A 23,743-nucleotide genomic window follows, 5' to 3' on the forward strand; every position below is an offset into this window, starting at 1 on the left:
CTAGCCGGGGAAGTCAGGCTGACCAATGACCACCCCCGTAAAAGTCTGGTTTATGTGCATTCCGTTGAACTGCTCCCCGTAGGAGTTAAAACCGACCACCTTATGTTCCCTCAGAAACGCCGAGACGGCATCCGATTGCTCGGTCAGCTCGGCTTCCAAACGCCGTAAAAAACAATCACAGGCAAGAGTCACCAAAGGCTTACCGACCACCCGCTCGGAGGCATCAAGCTGCGCCCGCACACTCTCAAGCAAAGACCCCGGATTCATAGCAGTCATCACAATGCCGGTCTCAACCGCACAATAAAACGTGAGACTGCCATCAGGGTTCACCCGCTGTATCGAACGGACAAAATAATTACCCCCGACTTTTACCCCCAAGGGCTGCAAGGCAAAAACCTCCCGGTCCAGTTGGGCAACGGGAACACTGACAGTGCGGGCGTATACCTCTGCAGCAGGCTCCGCGTTCAACTCAAAGACGGTACGCGTCTCTGGACAAGCTCGGGTTACCACAAGCTTATCCGCCTGTTCCTGCATGTGGTGCGTCGAAAACACTCGAAAATCCAGCGGTGTATTCACCAGCATCACCGTCGCCGCACTGCTGTGAAAGCGCCCGTCGAAAAAGACATGGGTACCGGCCAGGCGCTCATCGTCTCCGGCAGAACCACCGAACTGGGGTATCGAACCCAAAGCCGCATTCAGGGTTGCCAGAACAAGCTCTTCCCGACTCGAAAGGCCATCAAGCATGGTTATCGCGAAGGTATTGCCTTTAACGGGCGCCAAGCGGGCGTCACGACAAGTATTAAGCAACCGGTCAATCACACTCTGTGCGTTCTGCAGCGTGAAGCCGTCAAATTCATCGATCAGCGCGCAATCAATGGCAAAGTAGCGGGCATCAAACCCCAGCGCGCTGATGCAACCCCGGTCATACCCCTGCTCGGTGATCTCTCCCGCAGACGTACAGCCGTAGACTCGCGCATTCGGAAACGCCGCTTGAATCGCAGGCCCAAGGCGTTCCAGGTCAAATTCAACAGAGCAAAAGAACAGCACGCATCCGAGGTTTTCATGCTGAAGCTGCTCGGCAAGGTGCGCAGCGGCAAGTTCTGGTTCCCGTACGCTAACGCTGGCGGTTCGGACCGCCGGTTCCTGATTGTCTGCGTGCATTGAAAGGGCCCTTGGGCAACGGGGAGATTGCTCCGATTCTACGCCGTTGTCAGAACAGAGGAATTCGACTTCAGTGCTTTTTATTGGCTCGCCAAAACGGTGATAACCCATTGATTATTAACCTCATAAATCAATGGCCGGTGACACAGCCTAATTTCGGCACAAGAAAACCGGCACTTTAGTCGGAATAACAGGCGGGTGCCGGTGCCAGAACGGGCACCGGCCGGGCAGATTAGAAGGTTACAATCGCGCCCACAGCCAGGGTGTCAGTATCGACGACAGTGACATCCGATGACTTGGTTTTCTGCTCAAACAGGTTGTACTCGGCCACCAGTTTGAAGTTGCTGTTGACGTCGTGGAACACCGCAAACGAGGTGTTCTCGGTGTCAAAATCGCCCTGTTCCGAATCTGTTTCGCCATAAGACACCACAAACCGGTTCGCACCCAGAGAGTAAGAACCCTGTAGCAAGTAACCATCCGCATCGTCTTCTGACGCCAGAACAGAGTCGCTGATCAACACCGGCACATCCCCTTCCGATTTAAAACCGGACGCAGTCAACGAGAAACCCGCTACCGCTGCTTTTAGACCATAACCGACGCCCTTACTGTCAATTTCCGTTGTAGCATTCTCTGAGCTCTGGTGGCGACCATTTAACCAGCCGGTCAGAGCCAGCCCTTCAACATCAACACTGTAGGTAACCTCTGCTTCAAAACGAGGAAGCGATTGTTCAGAGCCCACGCCGGTTGTATTGGCCGGTTCAAAGATACCCGCAGCCACCTTCAGGCCACCCAAGTCCGGTGACCGATAGGTAATCTGCGCCGAAGGGTTTGGATAGGGATAACCGGTGCGGATATTACCGAAGGAGACCCCCGTCGCCGCGCCGGGAGAGCCAAACCCCATCAGTAATTCATCAAGGAAAATGTTGGAACGGGCATACAACCCGAAATCCTTACCGATCAGCACCTGACCAAAGTCACCGTCGACCGTGGCGTAGAGCTGGCGCACGTCAATACTGGTGTCGGTAGGCGACTGCAAACTGTCATTAATGGTGCTCCAGAATGAAGAGCGGCCACCAAGAGTCAAATCCCCTACTTCTTTACTGAAGTTGAAGCCGATGGTGTTGGGCAGAAAACCCATTTTGACGTCGGAATTGCGAACATCGCCGACCTTGTCATCACGATTCACATAAAAAGCATTGAAATAACCATCCGCGGAAAAAGCGGTTCCATCCTGATTGTAGATCTCAACGGCGGCCTGAGCCCCTGCGCTCCCTCCCATCACTACGGCTACCGCAAGTAACAACCCTGACTTTCTCATCTTATTGTTCATACATCCCCCGGTTATTGTTTGAAATCTGGGATCAGGAGCCATTGAACAGAACAACAGCCCCAGGCACATTTGCGCGCCTGAGGACCATAGTCAGGGAATGGAAAGTGGGAAAACATTGTTCGTGAGAGCAGGTTGCCTGCTTATTTGGGAGGCACTAAATATGGAACTTTCGACTTACGACTCACTGGAAAACTGCTCCAGTTCAGACAAACAATCCTCTAAAAAAGCATCAGGCGCTGCCAAAACGGCTTCATCGGCCACCACACCAAACTGCACCTGACCCGCATAACTGACCACGCTCACACCCAAACCGATATCGCCGGCCTGGGGCACCCAAAACATCTGCTCTTTAATCGCGCAACCGGCGAGGTATCGAGTTTCAGGCGTGCCGTGGACGTTGGATACCACGGCAGACGCTTTACGAAAAAACAAATCCGCCAGAGGTTTTCTTCCAACTTCCGGCAATAACGGTGCGCAAGCCGTTAGCCCCCAGGCGAGGCCCGGTTGAATGCTTTTTTTGAGCTTTCGGGTTTCATGCTTCACGCGGAACAAGCGCTCCAGCGCGCTCTCCCCGTCCACCGGCAAAGGTACGAAGACTGTACCAAAGCAATTACCGAGTTCACCGTCCTCCGGTTTGATGCCTTTGGGCATCTGAACGCGAATATCCACAGGCACCGCCGCATGCATCACCGCATCGGTCAGTTGTTCCGGTGTCAGCCCGAGCTTCGGGCGAACTGCGGCGGCCACGCAGGCCAGCAACACGTCATTAATGGTTGTATGGGTGTTTTTGGCGATCTTTCGGAAGCGTTCCAGCTCCACCGGTGTCGACCAACTGCAGCTTCGCCGTCCGAGCAAAGGTTGCTTGAGGTCAGACGGTGAATCTTCTTCCTCGATCAGAAACTCACTGATCTTGTGCACTAGGCGCGCACCGCTTTGTACGGCTTTACCCATCTGCTTTTGCGCCGCACCTGCGTTCGCCGCTGCGCGAGGGCCCCCCGTAGCACCCAGCTGGGTTAACATCGAGGTCAACCAGTGCTGGGCGGTTTCTGTCCACTGCCCCAGCTTAGGCTCTTCCGGCGCACCGTACAAAGCCGGATACTGTCGGGGAGATGACGGGCACAATTGTTCGAAAACGCCCAGCAGTGACAAGCCATCTGCGTAACAGTGATGGATCCTCAACACCAGCGCTGCCCCACCCTCGGCGTTGGGCGCCAGCCAAAACTTCCAGAGCGGACGATAAAAAGGTAAAGGGTCGTTTAAACGTTCGGCCACCCAGTGCCTTAACTGGGCCGGATCGAACGGGTCCTGAACAATGTCCAGATGGCGAGCGGGATTGAACGTGCGGTCTTCCTGCCAATACCAAGCAGGGGTTCGCCACACCGGGCGGTATCGAAAACGCTCCCAAGCGACCCAATAAACGTTCAGAAACTCCCGAAAGCGGGCTGCCGTCAGGCCTTCAACCCGAAGCATGACAGTGATGGTCATGGGGTTATCCGGCTGTTCCAAAGCCAGCCAGGCCGAATCCGAAGGCAGCATTAGATGCGATTGCTCTTGGCTCAAACCTGAAGTTCCCCGATGGCTGTCTTATTATTGAGTGTCCTGCATTGTGCCAGAGTCAGGGTACCGTCTCCATATACTAACCACCCCTCATAATTACAAAAAGTTACGTTACTCTTCGGTTTGACTCTATACTGAAGATATCGCTTAGTGCGATTGTTATACAAACGACAACCGAGCAAGTGCTTGGCCTAAAATCGTTATTTGTGCGGGCAACCGTGCCACTCCACAAATAGAACAATCGCGATACAACTGGAACACAAGCTACGAATCCCCCAATAACAAGTAGCTGTGCCGGGAGAAGCAAACTATGAAAGCCAGTCACATCCGCAAGCTGATCAAGCCGATCGACATCGCCTACTCCGAGATGTTCTCGGGCCGGGTCTACACCGTCGGTAAAGGTGCGGTATCCACTCGCAACCACAGCGGTGCGGCAGAGCACACGGTTATCGGCGTGCACGGCTTTCTGGAAAACCATTGTTACTTCACCCAGACCTACGATGCCCCCACAACGGAGCTGATTCTGCTCACCTGCAGCAATTACCACATCCCGGTCAACGGCGTGACACCTGAGCAGGCGGAGTGGGAAGTTCCGATCAAATACTTGGAAGGCACCATCGAATACGATGCCTGCATTCTGAACCAGGCTCTGCAGAATCTGCCGTCTACCCGAAATGTTCGAGTGCATGGCCATTCCCGGGGTGGCGCAGTCATTCTGGAAGCCATTCGCCAGTGGCCCGAACGGTACGAAGATGTGGAAGTCGTTCTGGAAGCCCCGGTTCTACCACAAGGCAAACTGCACGCGCTGGTTACAACCCTGCTCGAACCTGTCAGCCACGGCATGTGGCCCTGGATCATTCGATTGATCAACAGCGCTCCGCAGTCGGCCTACGGCCAGACGTTTTTTGGCAAGATGAACCCACGAAAACGCCAACTCCTGAGCAAACTGTTCTGCGCCACCAAAGATCACCTGACCATCGTGCGCAACATTGAAGACATCATGGAATGGATGGAACGTACCGATTGCTCGGTGTATCAGCACATTCGTTATGGAACCTTCCTGATCCCGGCCACCGACCACGTTCTCGACCGCACGGCTATGCTGGCCAGCGCAAAAACCAGCCCCACGACCATGCGCATTATCGAAACCGAAGCACCAAGCCACTTCGTTACCCTCGACAGCGTCGAATGGCTTCCGGACTTCGAGTCGCTCCCCAACACGGCCCAAGCCTGACCTTCGCCCGCACACCGCGGATGCACCCACGCCATGGCTTCGCTAAACTGAACGCTTTCAAGTTCAGCTTAGTGGAGCTCTGGCATGTATCGTGACCGCCTGATCACAACCGAAGTGCATACGGAAAATGCGCACAGGCTTAAACGCTTACTGCTCGAATACCACGATTTCCGCCAACTCAAATCCAGTCACCCGCTGCAAGAAGACACCCTCAAGCTGGCGGATTGGCAAGCCGAACGCTTGAAAGCCACCCATCATGATCTCTACCAACACCCGGGCTACCACACGGGCCTGGAATTTCTGCTGTCTGACCTCTATGCACCGGCCGGCATGACCCGCCGCGATGACAACGTTGACCGCATTTTCCCGAAAATGGTGAAGTGGTTACCCGACCATCTGCTGGGCACTTTTGCCGGTCTGGTGGAGCTGAACCTGGTCACCCAAAGCCTGGATCTGGAGTTGGCCGAGTGGTTTCATAAAAACGGCCGTGATGCCGAGCAAATTACCGCCGAAGATTGGTGTGAAGCCTACCGAGCCAGCGGCCAGCTAGAGATTCGTAAACGTCAGCTGGAACTGGTTGCCATCACCGGCCAGCAAATGGATCGATACGTGCGTAACCGCAGCTTAGGCTGGCTGCTGTCGATGACCCGGGGCGCCGCGGAGCGCGCCGAGCTGGCGGATCTTCACGGGTTTATACACCGTGGCTACACGGCGTTCCGGAAAATGGACAAAGTGGACGTGCTGATTGCGCGACTGATCAGCCGGGAGCAACGGGTAATGGAAAACGTACTGGCAGGCCACCCGGAGCCTTTCTCGCTATCGGGCGACCTGTAAGGCGGCTTACGCTTTGGTGATCTGGTCCAGCTGGGTATGAATTTCCTGCTCGATGCGAGACTTGAACGGACGCAGCATCAGCCCCAACTCCAGACGAATGTGCAGATCAGATTCCGCAATGTTGAGCTGGCCTTTCACGCCACTGCGCTTGAACTTGAGCTGATCGCCTTCCCACAGATAGTTCAGATCAAATTTCTGCGACAGGTCTTTGGCCAGAGTTTCGGCCGCCTCGCGAGCGTGTTCTTTGTCCAGTTCATGGGCACGGTGGATATCGATAACAGACATGAATCAGTTTTCTCAGCTATTTGGAAACGGTTTTACAGTGTAAGCCGGTAATAAACTTGTAGCCAACACCTCAACGGTTAGAATACAGCATTCAGTTTCTGACAGGACCATCTCCCATGAGCGAGCAGCAAACGCCAGGCACCCCCGGCAACAGCCAGGACGAAGTGACACATTTCGGTTTCCGGAACGTGCCGAAGAGCCAGAAAGCAAGCCAGGTGGCCGAGGTTTTCCACAGCGTCGCGGGCAAGTACGACCTCATGAACGACTTGATGTCGATGGGCATCCACCGCTTGTGGAAGCGCTTCACCATTGAGCTGAGCGGCGTTCGCCCCGGCCATCAGGTGCTCGACATTGCCGGCGGTACCGGCGACCTGACCATGAAGTTCTCCGATTTGGTAGGGCCTTCAGGCAAAGTGGTTCTGGCCGACATCAACGCGTCCATGTTGCAAGTGGGACGCAGCCGTCTGACCGATCGCGGTTACGCCGGCAACATCGAGTACGTTCAGGCCGATGCCGAACACCTGCCGTTCCCGGACAACAGTTTCAACGCCGTGTCCATCGCCTTCGGTCTGCGCAACGTCACCGATAAAGATCAGGCCTTGCGCGACATGACCCGTACCCTGAAGCCGGGCGGCAAACTGATGGTGCTGGAGTTCTCCAAACCCACCAATCCCCTGCTAAGCAAGGCCTACGACACCTACTCATTCAGCGCTCTACCGCTGATGGGGCAACTCTTTGCCGGTGACAGCGAAAGCTACAAATATCTGGCCGAGTCCATCCGTATGCACCCGGACCAGGACACCCTGAAGGGCATGATGGAAGACGCCGGCCTGGTGAACTGCAAGTACTACAACATGACCGGCGGCATTGTCGCGCTGCACGTAGGGATCAAACCCTGATGTTTCCCGGCCCCACGCTGTTGTCTGCGGCCAGCGCCATTGTCGAGACGGCCTTGAACCGGGCGCTGGCTTTGGACCCAAGCGGTCGTGATGCGTTGCTGAAGGCTTTGATAGGGCCCGTGCAATTCAACATCACCGCCCCGTTCGCCACCAGTTGGACCTTGACGCGGGTCGGTGACCAGGTGCAGGTGCGCAGCCAGCCGGACGACCAGGCCGTGCTCAGCATTTCCGGCAAACCGGTTGCTTTTGCCGCACTAGCGTTGGGCGACGATCGGGTATTCGCAGACGAGCGGCTTCGGGTGGCCGGTGACACAGCCTTGGCGCATCAACTGCAACGAGCAATGGACCAACTCGAACCCGATTGGGAAGCGGCGATGGCCCGGCACATTGGCGACGTGCCGGCCCACTTGCTGGGCAGAAGCATCCGCAACGCCGTGCAGTGGAGCCGCAACGCGTTCAACACCATGAACGCCAACATCGAAGAATACCTGCACGAAGAAAGCCGTGCCCTGCCCGGGCGCCGCGAACTGGAAGCCACTTTTGCGGACATCGACGAGCTCAACCTGCGCGCCGAACGTCTGGAAGCCCGCCTGAACCAACTGGAACTGTCTGGTAGCGATACCGATACGGAGAACCTGTGACACGCCTGCAACGCCTGTTCCGAATTGCCTGGGTATTTTGCCGTTATCGGCTCGACATCTTCTTGCCCCTGGCGGAACTGCCCACGCCTCTGAAAATCTTTTTCCTGCTGGCCCCCTGGCACCTGTTTCCTCAGCCCAAACTGAGCCGTGGTGACCGCTTACGCCTTGCCCTGGAAGAATTGGGGCCGGTCTTCGTCAAATTCGGCCAGATTCTGTCTACCCGGCGGGATTTACTGCCAGACGACATGGCGGCATCGCTGAAACAGCTACAGGATCGAGTACCACCCTTCCCCAGCGATCAGGCCCGAGGCATTATCGAACGCTCTCTGGGCGCTCCTGTATCGGAGCTCTTCGCCGAATTTGGTGCAGACCCTATGGCCTCCGCCTCTGTGGCGCAGGTACACCCCGCAACCTTGCGCAATGGCCAGCAAGTGGTGGTCAAAGTTCTTCGCCCGGGCATCGAAAAGGTCATTCGCCAGGACTTGGCGCTGATGTACCTGATGGCCGGTTTGCTCGAAAAATACTGGTCCGAAGGTAAGCGCCTGCACCCGGTCGAGGTGGTTGCCGATTACGACGCCACCATCCACGACGAACTGGACCTGCAACGGGAAGCCGCCAACGCCAGCCAGTTGCGCCGCAACTTTGACAATTCGCCGCTGATCTACATTCCGTTTATCGATTGGGATTACACCAGCAAGTCCGTGCTGGTGATGGAGCGCATCCACGGCATTCCCATCGCCGATGTTGAAGCGCTGAAAGCCGCCGGCGTGAACATGAAAGTGCTGGCGGAAAAAGGCGTGGAGATTTTCTTCACACAGGTGTTCCGTGACAGTTTCTTCCACGCCGACATGCATCCCGGCAACATCTTCGTGGACGTCTCTAACCCGGCAGACCCGCAATACATCGCCATCGACTTCGGCATTGTCGGCACGCTGGCTCCCGATGATCAAAGCTATCTGGCCCGCAACCTGCTTGCGTTCTTCCGCCGCGATTACCGTCAAGTGGCCCAATTACACATTCAATCCGGCTGGGTACCACCGGAAACCCGGGTTAACGAATTCGAGGCCGCCATCCGCACCGTGTGCGAGCCCATCTTTGAGAAGCCGCTCAAAGACATCTCGTTCGGGCACTTCCTCTTGCGCCTGTTCCAGACCGCCCGCCGTTTCGATATGGAAGTGCAGCCTCAGCTGGTACTGCTGCAAAAAACCCTGCTGAACGTCGAAGGGCTGGGCCGTCAGCTCTATCCGGATCTCGACTTGTGGAGCACCGCGCAACCGTTTTTGGAGAACTGGATGCGTAAGCGCATTGGCCCGTCAGGCTTAATCAAATCCTTACAGACGCACTTGCCGTCCTGGCTGGAGCAGTCACCAGAAATGCCTCAACTGGTTCACGATGCGTTACTGCAACTGCGAAGCGCCGGGCCGACGGAGCAACAAAATCAGGACACGCTGGCGTTACTGCGCGAACAGCAGCGCAAAACCGACCGCCGCTGGCGCCGGGGCATCATTGCGCTGGCACTGGTCGGTGTTGGCATCGCTGGAACCCAGCCGGGCGCAACCGAATGGGCGCAGAACGTGCCGCTGTGGTCGTGGGCACTGTTCGCCGGCGCGGGTGCGCTGGTGCTTCGGGGTAGCCGTTAATCATGTTCGTAACCACCAAGCGCTGAATCAAGATGGATACCCAAACCCATCTTTCGCCCTGTGGACGCTACCGCTATGCCCTCAGCCGGACCTGGGATGCGGACAAACCAAGCGTGATGATTATCGGCTTGAACCCTTCAAAAACCGACGATAACCCCACCATCACCCGCTGCACCAATTTTGCGAAAAGCTGGGGTTTCGGCGGGGTTCACGTGACCAACCTTTTCGCCTTTCGTGCCGCCACGCCGAATGAGCTGATAACCGTAGCCGAGCCAATTGGCGAAGCAAACGACGAGTGGCTGACGCGATGCGCACAACAATCGGCACTGGCGGTGGCAGCCTGGGGCAATTACGGCGCGCACCTGCAACGTTCAGCGCAGGTCAAACAACTGTTGCCTGATTTGCACTGCATCCGAATGAACAAGTCGGGTGAACCCGCCCATCCTTTGTACTTGAAGGCCAGTCTTATGCCTGTAAAACTACCGGTGCAATCTCGATGATGCGGGTTGAGCCTCGTACTTTTCGCCCTTGCACCTACCCTGTTCAGGATTCATCGAAATGAAAGATTTAGCAGATAACCTAAGCTCCTCCAGCTGGTTGGACGACATACTCTGGACCGAGGACGGCCTAGTACCCGCCATTGCACAAGACGCCGAAACCGGCGACATCCTGATGATGGCCTGGATGAACCGGGAATCGCTTCAGCTGACCGTTGAGGAAGGCCAAGCCGTGTATTGGTCACGCTCCCGTGGCAAGCTCTGGCGCAAGGGCGAAAGCTCCGGGCATCAGCAGGTGCTGAAAGACATCCGGCTGGACTGCGATGCCGACGTCATCTTGCTAAAAGTGGAGCAAAAAGGCGGCATTGCCTGTCATACTGGCCGCAGAAGCTGTTTTTACCGAACCCTGCAAGACGGCGAATGGGTCAGTGCCGAGCCGGTCCTGAAAGACCCAAACGCGATTTACGGCAGTAACTGAGGAGCAAACACCGTGAGTGATGTACTGGAACGCCTGGCTGAGGTGCTCGAGGCCCGCAAAGAAGCCGCCCCCGACAGCTCTTACGTCGCCAGTCTGCACGCCAAAGGCCTGAACAAGATTCTGGAAAAGGTCGGAGAAGAGTGCACCGAAACCTTGCTGGCGGCGAAAGATGCCGAACACTCCGGAGATACTCAGGATGTGATCTACGAAACCGCCGATTTGTGGTTTCACACCATGGTCATGCTGTCTCGCCTCGGCCTGAGCCCGAAAGACATTACTGACGAGCTGGCTCGTCGCTTCGACCTGTCCGGCTTGGAAGAAAAAGCGTCCCGGCAATCTTAAAGGGGTACCCCTAAGGAGTATTTCCGCCCAAGGTTGTCATTGGCGTACAATGTGAATAACAGAAACAATCGAACGAGGACCCCTCATGGGTATCAGTATCTGGCAACTTCTTATCGTACTCGGCATCGTTATTTTGCTGTTCGGAACCAAGAAACTCCGTAACATCGGCACCGATCTCGGCGGTGCAATTCGTGGCTTCAAAAAGTCCATGAATGACGAAGACGAGAAATCCGAGGAAGCTGACACTTTGGAAGGCCAAAAAGCCGAACAAACTCAGGCTGACGCGAAAACACAGGAAAAGCAAAAGAGCTGAGCGCCAACTGAATGTTCGATATTGGCTTTGTTGAGCTTCTTATTTGCGGCATCATCGCACTGCTCGTCCTTGGTCCGGAGCGGCTGCCGTCTGCTGCCCGGACGGCTGGCCGGTGGGTCGGTGGTGCTCGCCGTATGGTCCGACAATTCACGTCCGAACTGGACCGCGAATTGAAAGCGGAAGAGCTTCGGGAACAGCTGCGCAAAGCCGGTGATGTAGGATTGGAAGATGTCGAGAAGACCGTCAAAGGCGCACTCGACGAAGCCAAAAAGTACGAACACATGATTCTGCCGGAGAACAACTCGGCAAAGAGCAAACCCGCTCAGCCTGAAAGCGCCATATCGAACGACCAGCCAAGCAGCAATACAGACTCAACCTCAGGGAATTCGCCGGAAAGCCGTTCATGAGTTCATCACCCGAAGGCCAACAAGCGCCAGAAATGCCGCTCATAGAGCATTTGCTTGAGCTGCGTAACCGCTTACTGAAAATGGTTTTGGCCGTCATCATCTGCTTTGCAGTGATTTACCCCTTTGCCAACGACTTGTACCTGCTGCTGTCCCAGCCCCTGCGCGACTTGCTTCCCGAAGGTCAGATGATGATCGCTACAGACATCACCTCGCCCTTCTTCGCGCCTCTGAAGCTGGCTTTGGTCTTGGCAGTGTTTGCCGCCATTCCCGTCATTCTTTATCAGCTCTGGAGCTTTGTCGCGCCGGGTCTGTATGCCCATGAAAAACGCCTGGCGTTCCCGCTGCTGTTTACCTCGGTTGTGCTGTTTTATGGTGGCGCCACCTTCGCTTACTTTGTGGTATTCCCGCTGGTATTCGGCTTTTTTACCGCCATCGGGCCGGAAGGCATCATCGAATTGCCGGATATTGCCAGCTATCTGAACTTTATCCTGAAGATGTTCTTCGCTTTCGGCGTCGCCTTCGAGATCCCCATTGCCACGGTGCTCTTGATTCTTACCGGCGCAACCACCCCCAAAGATCTCGCCGCCAAGCGGCCTTATGTGGTGGTCGCCTGCTTCATCATTGGCATGCTGCTGACCCCGCCTGACATCATTTCCCAGACCCTGCTGGCAGTTCCCATGTGGATCTTGTTCGAATTCGGCATTTTATTCGGACGGCTGGCCTACAAAGAGCGGCGGGATACCGACGAGGAAGAGCTGGGCAGCCAATGAACCTGGCCTTATTGTTTGACGACGACTTCATCGCTTCGGACCGCGTACGGCTGCGCGGTCGTCGCTTTGAGCACCTGAAAACCGTACTCAAAGCCGGAGCAGGCCACAAACTGCCTGTGGGCCGCGTGAACGGTGCCATGGGTTATGGTGAGGTTATCCATCTCACGGACTCAGAAGCCGAGCTGCAGGTCTGTCTGGAGCACCCTGCGCCCGCGCCCTTGCCGCTGACTCTGATTCTTGCCATGCCCCGTCCCAAGATGTTCCGGCGCACGCTGCAAACCTGCGCCTCGCTGGGCGTGAAAGACATCTGGCTGATCAACAGCTATAAGGTGGAGAAAAGCTTCTGGCAAACGCCCTGGCTGTCCGAGGATAATCTGCGCGACAACCTGACGCTGGGGCTGGAACAATCCAAAGACACTCTGATGCCACAGGTGCACATTCGCCAGCTGTTCAAGCCGTTTGTTGAAGACGAATTGCCTGCGCTATTGGCCGGCAAACGGGCACTGGTTGCCCACCCGGGCACGGCCATTCCCTGCCCGACACATCTGAACGAGCCGGCGGCAATATGCATCGGCCCCGAAGGTGGTTTTACCGATTACGAAGTGAGAAAGCTGGAGGAAGCGGGTTGCCAAAGCGTGCACCTTGGCCCCCGGATTCTTCGAGTGGAAACGGCTGTTCCGGTGTTGGTCAGCCGTTTGTTCGACGCCTGCCTTTAAGCGTTTCGATTTTGCCAAAGCTTTATAACCGGCGTGAGAACGGCCACTAACACACCGCCGGCGATTAGCCCGAACAAGCCATCACCCAGGGTGGGAATTAAAACAGCACCAATGCCGCCTACCTCGGCCGCGAATCCTCGAATGGCCTCGTAAACCGGCGTTATGCCGTGTGTGAGAATACCTCCACCCACCAAAAACATGGCAATGGTGCCAACAATGGTCAGAGTCCTCATCATGTAAGGCGCTAACCACAGAATGCCGTCCCCGATGCGCTGAAGGACCGCCGAGTCTCTCTGGCTCAGGTACAGCCCTCCATCGTCAATTTTCACGATACCCGCCACCAAACCGTATACCACAACAGTCACCATCACCGCGACGACCGTAAGCACAGCAAACTGAATTCCAAGACTTTTCTCGGCCACGATGCCTAGAGTGATCGCAATGATCTCGGCGGACAGGATGAAATCGGTTCGAATAGCGCCTTTGATTTTTTCCCGTTCGACTTCTTTTAGATTAGCCTCGGGATTCTTTAGGGCTTCCCGAAGATTTTCCTTGTGCGCCTGCTCTTCCTTGCCGTGCAAGAATTTGTGGGCCACTTTTTCGAAGCCTTCGAAGCACAAGAAAGCACCACCAAGCATCAACAGCGGAATAACCAACCACGGAAGGAAAAAACTGATCGCTACGGCGGCGGGCACCAGAATGCATTTATTCAGCATCGAGCCTTTGGCAACGGCCCAAACCACCGGCAATTCCCGAGCGGGTTTAACACCGGCGACTTGCTGGGCATTGAGCGCCAGATCATCCCCCAACACGCCTGCGGTTTTCTTGCCGGCGACCTTGGTCATTAAGGCCACATCATCCAACATCGTCGCGATGTCATCGAGAAGGGTAAGAAGGCTGGCACCTGCCATAAACAATTCCTTTGTCTGCTGGGGTCTGGTTCGATCAGGAAAAGTTTACGGAATAGTCTGGGGCAGCGCTACCCGTCAATGCCCATGGCTTCGGCAGCAATTCGATTCTTTAGCGGTGCCAGCTTATTGAACCAGCGCATACCGGCATTGCGTAGCCACCGAACCGGCAATTCATCCCGGGCAAAGAGCTGCTTGAAGCCCTCCATCCCCGCCATCATGGTAAGGTTTTCGCCCTTGCGACGACGCTGGTAACGGGCCAGAACCAACTCATCGCCCGGGTTCAGGCCCAGCTCCTTCGCCCGGCCCAGCTCGTCCAGCAAAACCCGGACATCACCGTAACCGAGATTTGCGCCCTGCCCCGCCAATGGATGAATGGTATGGGCCGCATCGCCCACCAATGCCAGACCGTCGGTGACGTAATCTTTGGCGTGGCGCTGACGTAGAGGGAAGGAAAATCGTTTGGAAACTTCCCATACCTCACCGAGTTCACGTTCAATCGCCGCTTCGAGCTCTTGCCGGAAACTATCGTCATCGAGCGCCATCAGCCGACGCGCTTCAGCGGTGTCCTGTGACCAGACGAACGAACAGAAATGCTCGTCGCCAGCTTCGTTATTTAACGGCAAGAACGCCAGTGGCCCGGTGGGGGTAAAGCTTTGCCACGCAGTGAAGCGATGCGACTGACTGGTGCGCACCGTGCCCACAATGGCGTGCTGGTCGTAATCCCATTCCCGGGTAGCCAGGCTACTCCATTGGCGCAGGCGAGACATAGCACCATCCGCACCAACCACCAGATCAGCGGCTAGCAGGCGGCCGTCTTCCAGCTGAACACCCTCACCGCGCACCCAGCCTTGCACCCGCACGCCGTCAATTAGAGCAACGTCGCTCTCAACCAGGGATTCAAACAGGCCACGGACTATGTTCCGGTTTTCCACAATCGTGCCTAATGTGCGAGCATGGAGTTCAGCAGCATCAAAATGCACGCGACCCGTGCCGTCGCCGTCCCACACGATCATTTCCCGGTAGCCGCAATGCCGCCCCGCCTGCACGCGAGGCCAGGCTCCTAAATTCTGCAGTAAGCGTTCACTGGCCAGCGAAATCGCGCTGACTCTTGGCTCGAAGCTTTCAACGTCGGTCGCAGGTGACGGTTGATCGAGCAAATGCTCAACCGGCGCACCTTCCACCAGTCCTACCTGCCAGCCTTGCCGGGACAGCCCCAGCGCCAGTGCCGAGCCAATCATGCCCCCACCGACCACCAATATGTCGAAGCGCTGCTCCCCGGACTCATGACTCATGACGAACGGCCTCCTGATCGGCTTTAACGGACGGAATTGCAGCTTTGCGTCCACCTGTACCCATGGCCTTACGGGCAAACCAGCGTTTGGCTACGGGCACCAGATCCAACCCCATCAACCCCGCATCCCGAGCAAGCGCCAAAGGCGGCAGGGATTGCCCGAACACCCGAATCAGCGAATCCGAGAACTGCACGGTTTGCTGCCAGTCCTGGCGGTGCCTTTGCTGGTATTCGTTCAGCACCGACAACGAGCCAATCGATACGCCGTTATCTGTAGCCACGCGAAACTGTTCCACCAACGCCATCAAACCCCGTAATGCAAGGTTGAAGCCCTGCCCGGCCACCGGATGCAGAGCGTGGGCCGCATTCCCGACAAGAACCACGCCCGGGCGAACCGCTTCGTCCACGGTGGTCAGTTTTAAGGGGTAGTGGTTGCATTGGCCAATGCGCGTGATGCGCCCCAAACGCCAGCCGAAGCGCTCTTGCAGGGAGCGGCATTTGTCTTCGTCGGCCTGCTCAAGCAAGGTTTCCAGTTCCTCATCGCTCAGGGTCCAGACCAGCGCAGAGTCGTGTCCGGCACGGGCCGGTGAGCCTTGGGGCAGCATGGCCATGGGGCCAGACGGTGTAAAACGTTCAAAGGCCGTGAACTGGTGAGCCTCGCTGGTGGTGACGTTGGCAATCAATGCATTTTGGCCATAATCCACCGTGCGCGGCTGAAAACCCAGTTTTTCCCGCAAGCCGGAACGGCCGCCATCGGCCACCACCAGACACTGGCCCGTCAACTCCTGCTCTTCGCCATCCTTGCGGATGCTGACTCGTACGCCTTGACTGAGCGGTGCCATATCGGCCACTTCAGCCGGCGCTTCCCAGCGAATATTGGCCGCCAGTAAGGCTCGCATCAGGCACAGCCCCATCCAGCGGTTATCCGCTACATAACCCAAGGCTTCCTGCTGGTGATCTTTGGCGTGCAGACGAGTCGCCCCGAACCGGCCACGATCCGAAACATGAATGTGCCGAATTGGCGTGGCGTGTTCCGCCAGCGCGGACCAGAGCCCAAGCTCTTCAAAAATAACCCGGGAACCCCAGGCCAGTGCCGTGGAGCGGGCATCGTAACTGGGCTGATAATCGTCCGGCAGCGCGTCAGGCGACAACGGAAAACTCTCGACCACGGTCACCCGAAGTTCCGGCACCACTCGCGCCACGGCCAGCGCCAAAGTCGCGCCAGCCAGACCGCCGCCGGCGATGATCAGATCGGTATCCATTCGGGTGTCGGTCACAGGGTCAGTCCGCCATCAACGCTTCAATATCGGCTACGGTTTTCGGCACACCGTCGGTCAATACCCGGCAACCGTCTTTGGTGACCACAACATCGTCTTCAATGCGAATGCCGATGCCACGCCATTTTTCATCAACGCTGGTGTTGTCCGGCGCAATGTACAACCCCGGTTCCACCGTGAGCGCCATACCGGGCTCCAGCTGGCGCCAGGCATCGCCGACCTTGTAATCACCCACATCGTGAACATCCAGACCTAGCCAGTGGCCGGTCCGGTGCATGAAAAAGGGTTTGTAAGCTTCTTCAGCAATAGCGTCATCCACACCTCCCGACAACAGGCCCAGATCGATCAGACCTTGAGTCAGCACCCTCAGTGCCGCTTCATGGGAGTGGTTCCAGTGGTTGCCGGGGCGGACCGCATCAATGGCAGCGTACTGTGCTTCCAAAACCACTTCGTAAAGCGCTTTTTGCTCCGGGCTGAACTTACCGCTGACCGGGAAGGTGCGGGTAATGTCCGAGGCGTAGCAATCGAGCTCGCAACCGGCATCGATCAATACCAGATCACCCTCTTTCAGGGGCGCACTGTTCTCGATGTAATGCAAAATGCAGCCGTTTGCACCACTGCCAACGATCGACGGATACGCCGTTGAACGGGCCCCGTGATCCATAAAGGTACGAATCAGCTCAGCTTCCAGGTTGTATTCGTAGCCACCCTTGCGAGCGCGTTTCATGGCGTTGCAGTGAGCCTCGGCACTGATCTCGGCGGCTTTGGCCATCACCTTCACTTCGCCGGCGCTTTTGTACAAACGCAGGTCGTGCAACAGATGTTCAAGAGCGACAAATTCCCCGGGGGGATGGGCGCCCGCCCGCACTTTGCTGCGAATCACTTTGACCCAATCCATGACCCGGGTATCGAAGGCATCGTCTTTACCCAGCGGGTAATACACCCGGCTTCGGCCTTCGATCATGCCAGGCAAGATGTCGTCGATATCTGCGATGGGGAAGGCATCATCCAAACCATACTGCTCGATGGCACCTTCGGGGCCCACCAAAAAACCATCCCAGAGTTCTTTCTCGGGGTTTCGCTCTTTACAGAACAGCACCGCTTCGCCGTGCTCCCGCCCCGGAATCAGGGCCAAGACGGCTTCCGGCTCGCCAAAGCCGGTCAGGTATTGAAAATCACTGTCTTGGCGAAACGGGTGCAGTACGTCCCGATTTCGAACCCGTTCCGGCGCTGCCGGCAGGATCGCAATGCTGTCCGGTGCCATCAAGCCCATTAACTTGCGACGGCGCTCAGCGAACTCTTTGGTCGAAATCGTTACAGCCATGATGTCTCCTGATCAGTGCAAAGTCGGCGCGTTGCCTGCGGGTTTCTCAGGCTCGTTGAATTCGGTGAATACGGTCAGCGCGCCCAGCCGAACATACTCGGTAATTTCCAGTAATTGCTGTTCACTTTCTTCATCCGATTCTTCTTCGTCCGACAGCTGGCTGATGGCCACCAGGTCTTCTATCAGCTCACGGATTTCATCCGGTGCCTGACCCAGTGATGCGCCGGCCGCCAGTGCCATGCCTTCCAGAAAACCGCGAACCCAAGACACCAGGGCTTCGAGGCGCTGTTCAATGGCGTAGTCGTCGTCCGGCAACAAAGGCTGGAAGCTCATGTCCGAAGACTGCAGCTGCGCCAGTGTTTTCGCGTACGCGCCGTTCATGAATGGCGCCAGCTTTTCAGACTCTTCCAGAGCCTGTTCAGCCAACCCCATGTGATCACAAACCATGGCCAGCCATTCCTGCTCGGTGATACGAGTGCCTGCCGACAATTGACCACACAGTACGCCGTGCAGCTCGGACGGATGGCTGAAGGCCTTATGGGCGGTGAACACGTTGGCCCATTGCTCAAACTCTGCAGCTCGGGCGGCAGCGGTGGTATCAGTTTCAGACATGAAACAGCAGCTTCCTGTATCGGGGGAGTCACTTGCCAGGCAAGGAACTCCGGTCATATTTAGGGCTATATCCTAGCATTCCACGGCACGTGTGGCACGGTCGTCGGTTCTCGGGCTTGCTTTTCTGAACGCCCAAGAAGAATATGTTATAACATATCCAAAATTCGCAAAGGCAACCCAATGAAACTCAAGCACTCTCTGACGCTTACCGGCGCTCTGACATTTGCACTTTATGGCGGCCCAACAGTCGCGCAGCAAAATCTTCAGGCACACCAGCATGGAATGGCCGAGCTGCAAGTGGCGGTTTCAGGCGAACAAATCGATGTGCTGTTGCGATCACCCGCTTACAATCTGGTTGGCTTTGAGCATCCGCCACGTTCCGCCGAACAGCATCAAACGGTCAAATCCGCCGTTGACTGGCTTAAGCACACCGCCTTGGTCGATACCCCTCAGCAACAATGCTCGCCCGAGCAGTCCGATGTGCTGACCAGTTGGAACGACCCGCACGCCGATCACCATGACCAGAGTCATGATCACGACCACTCAGGACACAGCGATATCGAGATCACCCAACGCCTGCACTGCCCCGGGCTTTCCGATACGAATAAACTACAAACCACGCTCTTTCAGCGTTTCCCCGGTTTGGAACAGCTCAATGCGCAATGGGTCAGCCCGAAAGGCCAGAACGGCACCCGTCTGACGCCCGGCAAGCACCGGTTTCAGCTTGGCCGATAGCGTCACTCGGTATAGGGTTCAACGGCGCTGGCCTTGATCGAATAGGACGACGCACCAATGGCATTTTCCGTTTTTTCGAGGGTCAGTTTCCCCTCAATCCAGACCGGGTCGTACAGCGCCTGCAAGGTGAACCCGTCCGGATATTTCACATGGATAATCTGGTTGGGCGGTGGTGGCGGCACATGAATGCACGCGCCGTAGTATGGCACCAGAAAGAATTCGAGGATGCGCATGTCTTTGGTGGTTTTCAGAGGTACCACGAAACCGGGAATCCGGGCTTCCACATTGGCCATTTCGGGCACCACCCGACCGGTCATAATTTCATCCGGAAGCAAAGCCGGCCCGTCACCTTCGTGCACTACCTCCGGCAGATTTTCAAGCAACGCGAGGTCTTCGGCCGGCATCAACTCAAGCCAATCAATTTCTCTGGGTTTAGCCTCAACCAGGCCGGAAACCAAAACGAGGACAAACAGTCCAAAGCCCGCCAATATTGCACGAGCATTCAAGGCCAGTGACATGAAACGCTGCTCCACTTGGGGTATGTCAAACGATTACGGCCATCATACAACGGAACTCAAACAGCCGACATGAACATAGAGACAGCTCAACCTCCTTCCGGTTCACTCGCCATCCAAACCCGCCAACTCCGGTTTCGATGGCCAAAACAGCAAGCCCCCCTGATGTTTCCCGACATCCAGCTCCATCGCGGCGAACATCTTTTTTTACGCGGCGCCAGTGGCACTGGGAAAAGCACACTGCTCAGCTTGCTGGCAGGCATGATGTTGCCGGAAACGGGGGCCGTGAACCTGCTTGAAACCAATCTGAGCACGCTAAAAGGCGGCGCCCGGGACCGGTTCCGGGCCGACCATATGGGCGTTATTTTCCAGCAATTCAATCTGGTGCCTTATCTGAGCGCACTGGCCAATGTCACCCTACCGTGCCGTTTATCCACAAGGCGCCGGAACCAAACTCAAGGTAACCCCGAGACAGCCGCAACAGCCCTGCTGCAACAGCTTTCGATTCCCGACGCGCTCTGGCACCGACCGGTCACCGAGATGTCCATTGGCCAACAACAACGGGTAGCCGCAGCACGCGCCCTGATCGGCTCACCGGAAATCATCCTGGCGGATGAACCCACGTCGGCACTGGATACCGATAACCGCGACCGCTTTATCGAGCTACTCCTGACGCTGGCCCACGAGCACCGTTGCTCCGTCGTGTTCGTCAGTCACGATCAGAGCCTCGCGAATCATTTCCACCACCAACGGTCACTGGGAGGTGAATCATGAGCAAGCTTCGCCTAACGCTCTCGTTGGCAACCGCCAGCCTCTGGTACCGCCGCCGGGTGTTGGCCATGGTATGCCTGACGCTTACTCTCAGTGTCACACTGTTGCTGGGCATTCAATACCTGCGCACCGAAGTTCGGCAATCGTTCACCAGTACCATCTCCGGCACCGACTTGATCGTCGGCGCCCGCAGCGGACAGCTGAACCTACTGCTGTACACCGTTTTCCACATCGGGAACGCCACCAACAACATCCGCTGGAGCAGCTTCAAACATATTGAAGACGACCCGCGGGTTAACTGGGCCGTTCCGATTTCTTTGGGAGACAGTTACCAAGGCTACCGGGTGGTGGGCACCAACGGCCGGTTTCTGGAAAGGTTTCAGCATGGCAACGACCAGCCACTGAAGCTGGCTCAGGGCCAATGGTTCTCACAACTGTTCGATATCACCCTTGGTGCGGAAGTCGCCCGGCAGCTTCAACACCAATTGGGCGATCAAATTGTGTTGTCTCATGGTGGCGGGCGCACCAGCTTCTCCAACCACGCCGACCTGCCCTTCCGGGTTTCCGGCATACTGCAAGCCACCGGCACGCCGATTGATCAAGCGGTTTATATCAGCTTGGAGGCGATGGAAGCCATGCACGTGGGCTGGGAATCCGGTGTTGCCATCCCGGGCCGCACTTTGTCGGCCAGCTCGGCCGAGGCCCGCTCCTTCACCCCAGACGCTATCACCGCCATCCTGCTGGGTCTGAAAAATCCGATTATGACCTTCCAGCTGCAACGTGAACTGAGCCAGTTTCCGGGCGAGCCACTGTCGGCCATCTTGCCCGGCGTCGCACTCAGCGAACTGTGGCGTATGATGGGCCAGTTTGAGCAGGTTCTTCTGGGGATCAGTGTGTTCGTCGTCGCCACCAGCCTGATCGGTTTAATAGCAGTGCTGTTAACGATTCAGTCGCAACGCCATCGGGAAGTGGCGATTCTGCGCGCTGTGGGCACGCCTCCGAGCCTGATCGCCGGGCTCTATAGTTTGGAATGCGTTCTGCTCGCGCTCGCATCCTGCAGCTTCAGCCTGTTCATCGGCGCAGCGCTCATAGCGAGCCTCAGCCCCTGGCTGCTGACGCATTACGGCATTCACATCGGCTTACGTGCGTTGAATCCGGATGAATGGCTGCTGCTCAGCATGGTGCCGGTGGTCGCGTTTGCGGTTTCGCTGGCGCCAGCCTGGCACCACTGGCGGAAAAGCCGAACCTTATCGTTCGGCAACAACAACCCGAACTAACCTGACTTCAAAGGTGACACACTTCACGGAGCCCGCGCCATGACAATGCGGTAAATTGACCGCTGTGGTGCGGGCACTTATAGTTACTGCAATCCAAATTACTCACACTGAGCACGTCATGGAACAGTCCGAAGTACAGTTGTTAGCGGACAAGCTGGACAAGTTGATCGAGCGCTGCGAAAAGCTCGAGAGAGACAACGCTTTACTGCGTGAATCGCAGGACGATTGGAATCGGGAGCGGGCCCAGCTTATGCAAAAAAACGATCTTGCCAAAAACAAGATTGAAGCCATGATTGGCCGCCTTCGGGCACTGGAGCACCACTGATGTCACAGCAGTCAACCACCGTTGAAGTCCGGATTCTCGACAAAGAGTACCTGGTGGCCTGTCCGCAGGAAGAGCAAGAGGCGCTACTGCGTGCCGCTCGGCATCTGGACAACAAAATGCGTGAAATCCGCGCTACCGGCAAAGTGTTCGGCACCGAGCGCATTGCCGTGATGGCCGCATTGAATATTACGCATTCCCTGCTGGAGCGAGACACTATGTCTGAAGCTACCAGCACCCTGCTAAAAGCCATGGATAACCGCCTGGACAAGGCGTTGGGCGAATCCTCTGACCGCTAATCTCAGAAAGTCTCGGCGAAGGGGGTTGCAATCGGGGCCGGCCTTGGCCCTATAATGGTTCAACTTCCTGGGCTGTTCGCTGGTCGGGTACGTCCTCGAGCCGATGCGCTTTACCCAGGTGACCACTTCAGGGCATTGTGAGCACGTCCCCCGCGGGGGAAAGCCTAATATGTCACAGCGGTCGCCGACCTTGAACTTTGGGTTCAAGGGCTACATCCGATAACGGCAGCCCGGGAAGCTTTATTTTGAACACCCTTTCCAGAAGCGATCTCCGCAAAGAATTGCGCAGCCTGCGCAACGATCTCTCTTTCGAACAACAGCAACAAGCCTCAGAGCACCTCGCCCTGAATCTGCTTCGTCATCCCGATTTATATCGCGCGAAACACATCGGCATTTATCTGGCAAATGATGGCGAAATCGACCCGCATTTGTTTATTGATCTGGGGCGGCACAAGAACATTCACTTCTATTTGCCGGTGTTGCATCCGGTTTATCCCGGAAAGCTGGTCTTCAGCCCCTATCGGGATGGCACGGAACTAACGCCGAACCGTTTCGGCATTCCCGAGCCCCCGTTCCCGGAAGCCAGATGCAGGCCTGCCTGGTCTTTGGATGCGGTTCTGTTTCCGCTGGTGGGCTTTGATGAGCAAGGCGGTAGATTGGGTATGGGCGGTGGCTTCTATGACCGCACCTTTGCGTTCAGCAGAGTTCGGCCGGCTATGGCACCGAAGCTGATCGGGCTTGCCCATGAGTTTCAAAAGGTGGAAGCGTTACCGATCGAACCGTGGGACGTGCCTCTCCACGGCGTGGTTACTGATAAGCAGTGTTATCAGTTCCGGCGGTAGTCGGCTGACTGGACCAAGCTGGTAGCGGGAACGTCTCTGGCAGATCGTTTGTCTTCAGAGGCTTGAAGGGTTGTGGTCACACCGGTAATTACCAGACCAACAGCAAAGATGAACACAATGGTGCGGATGATGTCTGGCTTGTTACCCATGGGGCGTATTCCCGTTATTCTTTGAACTAAATGGCTGGAAAATCAGGTGGCTATTCTTGATATCAAGAATTAGACGAAAGACTAACATCTAATTTCAGTTTTACAATTTTTGACGGATTACGATTACGTAAGGGTTTGATGACGTTTGCGTGACAAACCCAAAAGCTATGGTAACGGCGATTGGCCGGCCGAAGCAGTGGCTGAACCCCCTGTCGAAACACGCTCCTTCGGCCCATCCTTGGGGCGCTTGGGCTCCGCCATCCATGGCTCCGCACAGTTTCGACAGGGGGTTCAGCCACTACTTCTACTTAGGG

General features: G+C 56.4%; 29 protein-coding genes and 1 other RNA gene. 19 read left to right on the forward strand and 11 right to left on the reverse strand.

The annotated features are described in order from the left end of the window. From nosP to MWU64_RS02460, 3 genes are all read right to left on the reverse strand, one after another. A complete protein-coding gene (gene nosP / locus MWU64_RS02450) occupies positions 1-1,272 on the reverse strand; it encodes a nitric oxide-sensing protein NosP (RefSeq protein ID WP_247060386.1) in 1,272 nt (423 codons plus the stop codon). A gap of 121 nt (positions 1,273-1,393) precedes the next feature. Beyond that, on the reverse strand, positions 1,394-2,491 hold the full coding sequence (locus MWU64_RS02455; protein WP_247060388.1) for a porin: 1,098 nt from the start codon (positions 2,489-2,491) through the stop codon (positions 1,394-1,396). Positions 2,492-2,665: 174 nt separating this feature from the next. Further along, positions 2,666-4,027 carry a WS/DGAT domain-containing protein gene (locus MWU64_RS02460; protein ID WP_247060390.1) on the reverse strand — a complete coding sequence of 454 codons (1,362 nt, stop codon included), beginning with the start codon at positions 4,025-4,027 and terminating at the stop codon, positions 2,666-2,668. A 331-nt stretch (positions 4,028-4,358) separates the two neighbouring features. On the opposite strand from MWU64_RS02460, the gene MWU64_RS02465 reads away from it, so the two are divergent. Beyond that, complete coding sequence (locus tag MWU64_RS02465; protein WP_247060398.1) at positions 4,359-5,282, forward strand: alpha/beta hydrolase; 924 nt, start codon at positions 4,359-4,361, stop codon at positions 5,280-5,282. An 84-nt stretch (positions 5,283-5,366) separates the two neighbouring features. Continuing rightward, positions 5,367-6,116 carry a hypothetical protein gene (locus MWU64_RS02470; protein WP_247060399.1) on the forward strand — a complete coding sequence of 250 codons (750 nt, stop codon included), beginning with the start codon at positions 5,367-5,369 and terminating at the stop codon, positions 6,114-6,116. Positions 6,117-6,122: 6 nt separating this feature from the next. Here the strand turns inward: MWU64_RS02470 and MWU64_RS02475 are convergent, their stop codons facing one another. Next, a complete protein-coding gene (locus tag MWU64_RS02475) occupies positions 6,123-6,401 on the reverse strand; it encodes a polyhydroxyalkanoic acid system family protein (protein WP_247060401.1) in 279 nt (92 codons plus the stop codon). Between the two features lie 116 nt (positions 6,402-6,517). Here MWU64_RS02475 and ubiE point away from each other — a divergent pair, with 116 nt between their 5' ends. The 10 genes from ubiE (at position 6,518) to MWU64_RS02525 (ending at position 13,104) form a co-directional block, all read left to right on the forward strand. Next, positions 6,518-7,300 carry a bifunctional demethylmenaquinone methyltransferase/2-methoxy-6-polyprenyl-1,4-benzoquinol methylase UbiE gene (gene ubiE, locus MWU64_RS02480; RefSeq protein WP_114334601.1) on the forward strand — a complete coding sequence of 261 codons (783 nt, stop codon included), beginning with the start codon at positions 6,518-6,520 and terminating at the stop codon, positions 7,298-7,300. Continuing rightward, a complete protein-coding gene (locus MWU64_RS02485) occupies positions 7,300-7,941 on the forward strand; it encodes an SCP2 sterol-binding domain-containing protein (protein WP_247060403.1) in 642 nt (213 codons plus the stop codon). The genes ubiE and MWU64_RS02485 overlap by 1 nt, the downstream gene beginning before the upstream one ends. Then, positions 7,938-9,581: a ubiquinone biosynthesis regulatory protein kinase UbiB gene (ubiB, locus tag MWU64_RS02490; RefSeq protein ID WP_247060405.1), complete on the forward strand. Its 1,644-nt coding sequence runs from the start codon at positions 7,938-7,940 to the stop codon at positions 9,579-9,581. The genes MWU64_RS02485 and ubiB overlap by 4 nt, the downstream gene beginning before the upstream one ends. Positions 9,582-9,613: 32 nt before the next feature. Then, a complete protein-coding gene (locus MWU64_RS02495; protein ID WP_247060407.1) occupies positions 9,614-10,081 on the forward strand; it encodes a DUF1643 domain-containing protein in 468 nt (155 codons plus the stop codon). Positions 10,082-10,139: 58 nt separating this feature from the next. Beyond that, positions 10,140-10,556, forward strand: coding sequence for a phosphoribosyl-AMP cyclohydrolase (gene hisI / locus MWU64_RS02500; RefSeq protein ID WP_247060409.1), 417 nt, complete (start codon positions 10,140-10,142; stop codon positions 10,554-10,556). Positions 10,557-10,568: 12 nt separating this feature from the next. After that, the gene (locus MWU64_RS02505) at positions 10,569-10,898 is read left to right on the forward strand and encodes a phosphoribosyl-ATP diphosphatase (RefSeq protein WP_247060411.1); all 330 of its coding nucleotides are present in this window, start codon (positions 10,569-10,571) and stop codon (positions 10,896-10,898) included. Positions 10,899-10,983: 85 nt separating this feature from the next. Continuing rightward, a complete protein-coding gene (gene tatA, locus MWU64_RS02510; RefSeq protein WP_247060412.1) occupies positions 10,984-11,211 on the forward strand; it encodes a Sec-independent protein translocase subunit TatA in 228 nt (75 codons plus the stop codon). Between the two features lie 11 nt (positions 11,212-11,222). Then, complete coding sequence (tatB, locus tag MWU64_RS02515; protein ID WP_247060414.1) at positions 11,223-11,618, forward strand: Sec-independent protein translocase protein TatB; 396 nt, start codon at positions 11,223-11,225, stop codon at positions 11,616-11,618. Further along, positions 11,615-12,388: a twin-arginine translocase subunit TatC gene (gene tatC, locus MWU64_RS02520; protein WP_247060416.1), complete on the forward strand. Its 774-nt coding sequence runs from the start codon at positions 11,615-11,617 to the stop codon at positions 12,386-12,388. The genes tatB and tatC overlap by 4 nt, the downstream gene beginning before the upstream one ends. Then, complete coding sequence (locus MWU64_RS02525) at positions 12,385-13,104, forward strand: 16S rRNA (uracil(1498)-N(3))-methyltransferase (RefSeq protein ID WP_247060418.1); 720 nt, start codon at positions 12,385-12,387, stop codon at positions 13,102-13,104. The genes tatC and MWU64_RS02525 overlap by 4 nt, the downstream gene beginning before the upstream one ends. Here MWU64_RS02525 and MWU64_RS02530 read toward each other — a convergent pair. The 5 genes from MWU64_RS02530 to MWU64_RS02550 all read right to left on the reverse strand — a co-directional run bounded on the left by MWU64_RS02530 (position 13,101) and on the right by MWU64_RS02550 (position 18,519). Continuing rightward, positions 13,101-14,015, reverse strand: coding sequence for a DUF808 domain-containing protein (locus MWU64_RS02530; RefSeq protein ID WP_247060420.1), 915 nt, complete (start codon positions 14,013-14,015; stop codon positions 13,101-13,103). The two genes, MWU64_RS02525 and MWU64_RS02530, sit on opposite strands and share 4 nt — an antisense overlap. A 68-nt stretch (positions 14,016-14,083) precedes the next feature. Continuing rightward, a complete protein-coding gene (locus MWU64_RS02535; RefSeq protein WP_247060422.1) occupies positions 14,084-15,307 on the reverse strand; it encodes an FAD-dependent monooxygenase in 1,224 nt (407 codons plus the stop codon). Continuing rightward, the gene (gene ubiH, locus MWU64_RS02540) at positions 15,297-16,568 is read right to left on the reverse strand and encodes a 2-octaprenyl-6-methoxyphenyl hydroxylase (RefSeq protein WP_247060770.1); all 1,272 of its coding nucleotides are present in this window, start codon (positions 16,566-16,568) and stop codon (positions 15,297-15,299) included. The genes MWU64_RS02535 and ubiH overlap by 11 nt, the downstream gene beginning before the upstream one ends. Before the next feature lie 19 nt (positions 16,569-16,587). Next, the gene (gene pepP / locus MWU64_RS02545; protein WP_247060424.1) at positions 16,588-17,907 is read right to left on the reverse strand and encodes a Xaa-Pro aminopeptidase; all 1,320 of its coding nucleotides are present in this window, start codon (positions 17,905-17,907) and stop codon (positions 16,588-16,590) included. A 12-nt stretch (positions 17,908-17,919) separates the two neighbouring features. Beyond that, positions 17,920-18,519, reverse strand: a complete 600-nt coding sequence (locus tag MWU64_RS02550; protein WP_247060426.1) for a UPF0149 family protein — start codon at positions 18,517-18,519, stop codon at positions 17,920-17,922. Between the two features lie 180 nt (positions 18,520-18,699). On the opposite strand from MWU64_RS02550, the gene MWU64_RS02555 reads away from it, so the two are divergent. Beyond that, complete coding sequence (locus MWU64_RS02555; RefSeq protein WP_247060428.1) at positions 18,700-19,254, forward strand: DUF2796 domain-containing protein; 555 nt, start codon at positions 18,700-18,702, stop codon at positions 19,252-19,254. Positions 19,255-19,256: 2 nt separating this feature from the next. Here the strand turns inward: MWU64_RS02555 and MWU64_RS02560 are convergent, their stop codons facing one another. After that, positions 19,257-19,772 (reverse strand): DUF3299 domain-containing protein, encoded by a 516-nt coding sequence (locus tag MWU64_RS02560; protein ID WP_247060436.1) that lies wholly within the window; start codon positions 19,770-19,772, stop codon positions 19,257-19,259. A gap of 162 nt (positions 19,773-19,934) precedes the next feature. Between MWU64_RS02560 and MWU64_RS02565 the strand changes: the two genes are divergently transcribed. The 6 genes from MWU64_RS02565 to MWU64_RS02590 all read left to right on the forward strand — a co-directional run bounded on the left by MWU64_RS02565 (position 19,935) and on the right by MWU64_RS02590 (position 23,280). After that, the gene (locus MWU64_RS02565) at positions 19,935-20,543 is read left to right on the forward strand and encodes an ABC transporter ATP-binding protein (protein ID WP_348645537.1); all 609 of its coding nucleotides are present in this window, start codon (positions 19,935-19,937) and stop codon (positions 20,541-20,543) included. After that, entirely contained in the window at positions 20,540-21,817 is a 1,278-nt protein-coding gene (locus tag MWU64_RS02570; RefSeq protein ID WP_247060440.1) for an ABC transporter permease, read from the forward strand. The genes MWU64_RS02565 and MWU64_RS02570 overlap by 4 nt, the downstream gene beginning before the upstream one ends. A 118-nt stretch (positions 21,818-21,935) precedes the next feature. After that, the gene (locus MWU64_RS02575) at positions 21,936-22,142 is read left to right on the forward strand and encodes a TIGR02449 family protein (protein WP_247060442.1); all 207 of its coding nucleotides are present in this window, start codon (positions 21,936-21,938) and stop codon (positions 22,140-22,142) included. Then, entirely contained in the window at positions 22,142-22,438 is a 297-nt protein-coding gene (locus tag MWU64_RS02580) for a cell division protein ZapA (RefSeq protein WP_247060453.1), read from the forward strand. The genes MWU64_RS02575 and MWU64_RS02580 overlap by 1 nt, the downstream gene beginning before the upstream one ends. Positions 22,439-22,499: 61 nt before the next feature. Then, a non-coding RNA gene (ssrS, locus tag MWU64_RS02585) (6S RNA) lies at positions 22,500-22,679 on the forward strand. Positions 22,680-22,683: 4 nt separating this feature from the next. Then, positions 22,684-23,280: a 5-formyltetrahydrofolate cyclo-ligase gene (locus MWU64_RS02590; RefSeq protein WP_247060455.1), complete on the forward strand. Its 597-nt coding sequence runs from the start codon at positions 22,684-22,686 to the stop codon at positions 23,278-23,280. Here MWU64_RS02590 and MWU64_RS02595 read toward each other — a convergent pair. Next, positions 23,265-23,429 (reverse strand): hypothetical protein, encoded by a 165-nt coding sequence (locus MWU64_RS02595; protein WP_247060457.1) that lies wholly within the window; start codon positions 23,427-23,429, stop codon positions 23,265-23,267. The two genes, MWU64_RS02590 and MWU64_RS02595, sit on opposite strands and share 16 nt — an antisense overlap. Between the last annotated feature and the right edge of the window lie 314 nt (positions 23,430-23,743).

Source organism: Marinobacter sp. S0848L (assembly GCF_023016065.1).
GTDB lineage: Bacteria > Pseudomonadota > Gammaproteobacteria > Pseudomonadales > Oleiphilaceae > Marinobacter.

Excerpts from the sequence above, each read along its gene's own strand:
- nosP (WP_247060386.1), bottom strand. The coding sequence starts at position 1,272 with ATGGGTTATCACCGTTTTGGCGAGCCAATAAAAAGCACTGAAGTCGAA.
- MWU64_RS02470 (WP_247060399.1), top strand. The coding sequence starts at position 5,367 with ATGTATCGTGACCGCCTGATCACAACCGAAGTGCATACGGAAAATGCG.
- MWU64_RS02465 (WP_247060398.1), top strand. The coding sequence starts at position 4,359 with ATGAAAGCCAGTCACATCCGCAAGCTGATCAAGCCGATCGACATCGCC.
- MWU64_RS02535 (WP_247060422.1), bottom strand. The coding sequence starts at position 15,307 with ATGAGTCATGAGTCCGGGGAGCAGCGCTTCGACATATTGGTGGTCGGT.
- ubiH (WP_247060770.1), bottom strand. The coding sequence starts at position 16,568 with ATGGATACCGATCTGATCATCGCCGGCGGCGGTCTGGCTGGCGCGACT.
- MWU64_RS02460 (WP_247060390.1), bottom strand. The coding sequence starts at position 4,027 with ATGCTGCCTTCGGATTCGGCCTGGCTGGCTTTGGAACAGCCGGATAAC.
- MWU64_RS02595 (WP_247060457.1), bottom strand. The coding sequence starts at position 23,429 with ATGGGTAACAAGCCAGACATCATCCGCACCATTGTGTTCATCTTTGCT.
- MWU64_RS02580 (WP_247060453.1), top strand. The coding sequence starts at position 22,142 with ATGTCACAGCAGTCAACCACCGTTGAAGTCCGGATTCTCGACAAAGAG.
- tatC (WP_247060416.1), top strand. The coding sequence starts at position 11,615 with ATGAGTTCATCACCCGAAGGCCAACAAGCGCCAGAAATGCCGCTCATA.
- MWU64_RS02550 (WP_247060426.1), bottom strand. The coding sequence starts at position 18,519 with ATGTCTGAAACTGATACCACCGCTGCCGCCCGAGCTGCAGAGTTTGAG.
- pepP (WP_247060424.1), bottom strand. The coding sequence starts at position 17,907 with ATGGCTGTAACGATTTCGACCAAAGAGTTCGCTGAGCGCCGTCGCAAG.
- MWU64_RS02570 (WP_247060440.1), top strand. The coding sequence starts at position 20,540 with ATGAGCAAGCTTCGCCTAACGCTCTCGTTGGCAACCGCCAGCCTCTGG.
- MWU64_RS02575 (WP_247060442.1), top strand. The coding sequence starts at position 21,936 with ATGGAACAGTCCGAAGTACAGTTGTTAGCGGACAAGCTGGACAAGTTG.
- ubiE (WP_114334601.1), top strand. The coding sequence starts at position 6,518 with ATGAGCGAGCAGCAAACGCCAGGCACCCCCGGCAACAGCCAGGACGAA.
- MWU64_RS02560 (WP_247060436.1), bottom strand. The coding sequence starts at position 19,772 with ATGTCACTGGCCTTGAATGCTCGTGCAATATTGGCGGGCTTTGGACTG.
- MWU64_RS02565 (WP_348645537.1), top strand. The coding sequence starts at position 19,935 with ATGTTTCCCGACATCCAGCTCCATCGCGGCGAACATCTTTTTTTACGC.
- tatA (WP_247060412.1), top strand. The coding sequence starts at position 10,984 with ATGGGTATCAGTATCTGGCAACTTCTTATCGTACTCGGCATCGTTATT.
- MWU64_RS02475 (WP_247060401.1), bottom strand. The coding sequence starts at position 6,401 with ATGTCTGTTATCGATATCCACCGTGCCCATGAACTGGACAAAGAACAC.
- MWU64_RS02455 (WP_247060388.1), bottom strand. The coding sequence starts at position 2,491 with ATGAACAATAAGATGAGAAAGTCAGGGTTGTTACTTGCGGTAGCCGTA.
- MWU64_RS02495 (WP_247060407.1), top strand. The coding sequence starts at position 9,614 with ATGGATACCCAAACCCATCTTTCGCCCTGTGGACGCTACCGCTATGCC.
- tatB (WP_247060414.1), top strand. The coding sequence starts at position 11,223 with ATGTTCGATATTGGCTTTGTTGAGCTTCTTATTTGCGGCATCATCGCA.
- MWU64_RS02525 (WP_247060418.1), top strand. The coding sequence starts at position 12,385 with ATGAACCTGGCCTTATTGTTTGACGACGACTTCATCGCTTCGGACCGC.
- MWU64_RS02485 (WP_247060403.1), top strand. The coding sequence starts at position 7,300 with ATGTTTCCCGGCCCCACGCTGTTGTCTGCGGCCAGCGCCATTGTCGAG.
- MWU64_RS02530 (WP_247060420.1), bottom strand. The coding sequence starts at position 14,015 with ATGGCAGGTGCCAGCCTTCTTACCCTTCTCGATGACATCGCGACGATG.
- hisI (WP_247060409.1), top strand. The coding sequence starts at position 10,140 with ATGAAAGATTTAGCAGATAACCTAAGCTCCTCCAGCTGGTTGGACGAC.
- MWU64_RS02555 (WP_247060428.1), top strand. The coding sequence starts at position 18,700 with ATGAAACTCAAGCACTCTCTGACGCTTACCGGCGCTCTGACATTTGCA.